This window comes from Martelella sp. UBA3392 (genome assembly GCF_002358775.1).
GTDB lineage: Bacteria > Pseudomonadota > Alphaproteobacteria > Rhizobiales > Rhizobiaceae > Martelella > Martelella mediterranea.
In genome coordinates, this window is the sequence record NZ_DEPM01000024.1 from 1 (window position 1) to 3,675 (window position 3,675).

Annotated in this window: 3 protein-coding genes and 1 pseudogene; 2 read left to right on the forward strand and 2 right to left on the reverse strand. The window is 61.2% G+C overall.

Features of this window, described 5'->3' with window-relative positions:
* Window positions 1–199: pseudogene (locus tag B4E36_RS02060) on the forward strand (hypothetical protein); the annotation flags it as partial.
* 33 nt (window positions 200–232) lie between these two features.
* Window positions 233–1,063, forward strand: a complete 831-nt coding sequence (locus B4E36_RS02065) for an HpcH/HpaI aldolase/citrate lyase family protein (protein ID WP_062363156.1) — start codon at window positions 233–235, stop codon at window positions 1,061–1,063.
* Between the two features lie 130 nt (window positions 1,064–1,193).
* Here the strand turns inward: B4E36_RS02065 and B4E36_RS02070 are convergent, their stop codons facing one another.
* Together B4E36_RS02070 and B4E36_RS02075 are read right to left on the reverse strand one after the other, a co-directional pair.
* Window positions 1,194–2,153 (reverse strand): hydroxymethylglutaryl-CoA lyase, encoded by a 960-nt coding sequence (locus B4E36_RS02070; protein ID WP_062363157.1) that lies wholly within the window; start codon window positions 2,151–2,153, stop codon window positions 1,194–1,196.
* A gap of 4 nt (window positions 2,154–2,157) precedes the next feature.
* A partial coding sequence (locus B4E36_RS02075; RefSeq protein ID WP_345899915.1) for a biotin/lipoyl-containing protein occupies window positions 2,158–3,675 on the reverse strand: 1,518 nt, incomplete at its 5' end.

The window sequence follows — 3,675 nt, forward strand, 5'->3', positions numbered from 1 at the left end:
GCAGCTGACGGCCCGAGATCGTTGGCTCGATGTGGCAACTCCGGTGGGGTCGATACCTGCACTGAAGGTCCCTGGACTCTATTTTCCGGAAGCGGTCTCCGGCGTGCCAGCCGTCGGCGAGCACAAGGCCGCCATTCTCCAGCAGCTTGGCTACTCTCCCGACCGAATCGACCAATTTGAACGTGATGGCGTGATCTGACGCCAACGCAACACTGAAAACAGGAACCTGACCATGATAGGCAGAGATTTGAAAACCATGCTCTTCGTGCCGGCCTCCCGACCGGAGCGCATCCCCAAGGCGATCGCAAGCGATGCCGGTGCGGTCATTGTGGACCTGGAGGACGCGGTTCCTGCGGCTGCCAAGGACTCCGCGCGCGACTCTCTGGATGCGTTCCTTCGTGGCCACGATGGGGCACTGATCTTCGTGCGTATCAATGCCCGGGGCACTGCAGGCTTCGAGGCGGATCTGGCACTGTGTGCACGCCACGCCAATGTCGTCGGCATTATGTTGCCAAAGGCCGAATCAGCGGAGGATGTCCGGGTTGTCGCTGGGGCCGGGAAGAGCATCATCCCTCTGATCGAATCAGCACGTGGTCTGGTTGCCCTCAACGAAATCGCCGCGGTGCCAGAGGTTGAGCGACTGAGCTACGGTGGTTTGGACCTCAGCGATGACCTCGGCCTCGAAGTTAATACCGGCGCCGCAGAGATGGTTATGGATCAGTGCCGTTATCAGCTGCTGGTCAGTTCCCGCGCAGCTGGATTGCTGGCACCCATTGACACTGTTTTCCCGGTTTTCGATGACGAGGAAGCAGTGCTCTCCCGTGCGCGCCGGGCCCGTAATATGGGGTTTGGCGGCATGCTGTGCATCCACCCCCAGCAGATTGCTCCGGTGCAAGCCGGATTTTCGCCGGACCCCGATCAGGTTGAATGGGCCCGCAAGGTCATGGAGGTCGCCCGATCTGGTGGCGGGGCGTTCAAGGTAGATGGCCAGATGGTCGATGCCCCGGTCATTGCAATGGCTAGAACCATCCTCGAACGAGCTGAATGGGGTTTCGACAAATAACCAGACCCCGACAAGCCGGCCATTGCTTACCTATCGACAGACAGGACGAGGGTGGCGACAGGACGCTGGTGGCCAGTCCTGCCGCCCCGCCCGTCTGGCAGGAGACGCTGCCCCGCGTTATTAATGCGCCTCATTTTGTCTTGCGGAATTTGTCGAGACCGCCGGTATGCATGACCCGTCCCATAAGCGGTGCGCCGATGATCTCTTCGGCCTTTAGCGCCGCTTCGATCAGCTTGTCCAGGTCAATCCCGGTATCGATGCCAAGCTCGTGGCACAGAAAAACCGCGTCTTCGGTGCAGACATTGCCGGCGGCGCGGGCATGGCCGTGACCCGCGAACGGACAGCCGCCAAGCCCGGCGACAGAGCCCTCGAACATATCCACTCCCATCGACAGCGCGGCATACAGATTAGCGACGCCAAGCCCGCGCGTGTCATGAATGTGCATGCCGATCCGCGCGTCGGGGGCCATTTCGCGCAGGGCGCCGATCATGCGTTTGACCGCTTCAGGATTGCCCCAGCCCATTGTGTCGGCCATCACGAGGACGGGAACAGGAATCTGCTCTTCCTCGCAAAGTTGCAGGATAAAGCGGAAATCGTCGAGGATGCGTTCTTGCGGAATGGGGCCGTCCAGGTTACAGCCAAAAGCCGTCATCACATAGGCGGCGTCAACCGTGTAGCCTTCTTCCTTGTAAAGCCGGACCCAGTCGCGCTGTCTCTCGCGCATTTCGGCGGATGAACAGTTGTTATTTGATCGGGCAAAAGCCTCGGAAGGGTAGAACAGCAGACGCGGGTCGATATCGACCTCATGCGCGGCCATCGCTTTTCGGAAGCCCTTGTCGTTCAGCCAGAGCGAGGTGTATTTGACGCCGGGTTTACGGTTGATACGCTGGAACAGCTCCCCGGTGTCGGCCATCTGAGGCACGTATTTCGGGCTGACAAAGCTGCCGACCTGAATGCGTTTCAACCCGGTCTCGCTGAGCATGTCGATCAGTTCGACTCGCTGTTCGATAGGATAAATCTTCTTTTCGATCTGAAAACCCTCGCGCGGGCCTTCCTCACGAAATTCGACGAATTTTGGAAAGTCGCTCATTTCATCACTCCTCGTATTGCAGGATCTCGGCTATGACCTGGCCGCGATCGACCATGTCCCCTTTCGAGACGGATATATTGCTGGCGATACCGGCTGCGGCAGTGCGGATCGAGATTTCAAGTTTCATGGATTCCATGACCGCGACCACGTCGCCTTCGGCCACGGACTGACCCTCAGTCACGTTGATCTCGACGATCACCCCGGTCAGCGGAGAGGCCACAGCGCGATCCGCCGCAGCATCGCCGCCGACGAAATCCAGCGGAGCGGCCGGATGGAAGATCAGGCGGCCCTCGGGTGTATCCATCTCGATCACCCCGGCGTGCCGCCGTGCGTCGATCAAAAGGACAGTATCGCCCTCGCTCAGGCACCAGCGGCCCGCCGTGATTTCACGCGCCGCCAGTGTCATTGCATCGTAGTTTTCCGACAGGACGGTGTACCGGTCTCCGGGTTTGACGGGGCCGACGCATAATTCCTCGGATATGCCTGCAGAGTCCGTGAGCGACACGCGTTGTCCCGCTTCGAGCACGTCGTCCCCGAGACCGAGGCGCCAGCCAGTGAAGGTGTTGCGATTGGTCCAGGGGTCGGCATCTGTATCGCGGCGTGGCGTTGCCACGAAGAGAATGGCGGCGGCCGCCTTCCAGAGCTCGGGACGGGACAGGGTGCGAGGCTGTGTCAACACGTCGATACGACCGTCGATCCAGCGCGTATGAACCTGCATCTGCGCGAATTCCGGGTTCCGCGCCAGCGCCGACAGGAAGGCACGGTTGGTTTGCACGCCCTCCACCGCAACATGGTCCAGAGCCGTCGCCAGCCGTGCCAATGCCGTTTCGCGGTCGGGCGCGTGAACGACCAGCTTGGCGATCATGGGATCGTAATAGGGCGTGACCGTGTCGCCTTCTTTAACGCCGCTGTCGATGCGTAACCCATCGGGCAGGCTCAGTGTGGTCAGCGTGCCCGTCGAGGGGGCGAATTGCATCGCCGGGTCTTCGGCGTAAAGCCGTGCCTCGACCGCGTGACCGGTGATCTTCAGATTCCCCTGCGTGAAACCAAGGCCCGCACCTTCGGCAATGCGCAGGTGAAGCGAGACTAGGTCCAGGCCGGTGATCGCCTCGGTGACGGGGTGTTCCACCTGGATCCGGGGGTTAACCTCGAGAAAGTAATATTCGTCCCCCACAACCAGGAACTCCACCGTGCCCAGGCCGCGATAGTCGAGCGTCTCGCCCAGTCGCACCGCGTCTTGCCCGATTTTGTCCAGAAGCGCACGCGGCAGACCCCAGGCAGGGGCCTCTTCGATGACCTTTTGGTGCCGGCGCTGGAGCGTACAGTCGCGTTCGAACAAGTGTACCACATGCCCCTTGCCGTCGCCCGCGATCTGCACTTCGACATGGCGCGCCTCTGGCAGGAAACGTTCCAGCAGAACGCCCTCCGAGCCGAAGGTGGATTTCGCCTCGCGCAGCGCACCTTCGATGTCCTCCTCCAGCGTGGCCGCCTCTGTCACAAGCCGCTGCCCGCGCCCGCCGCC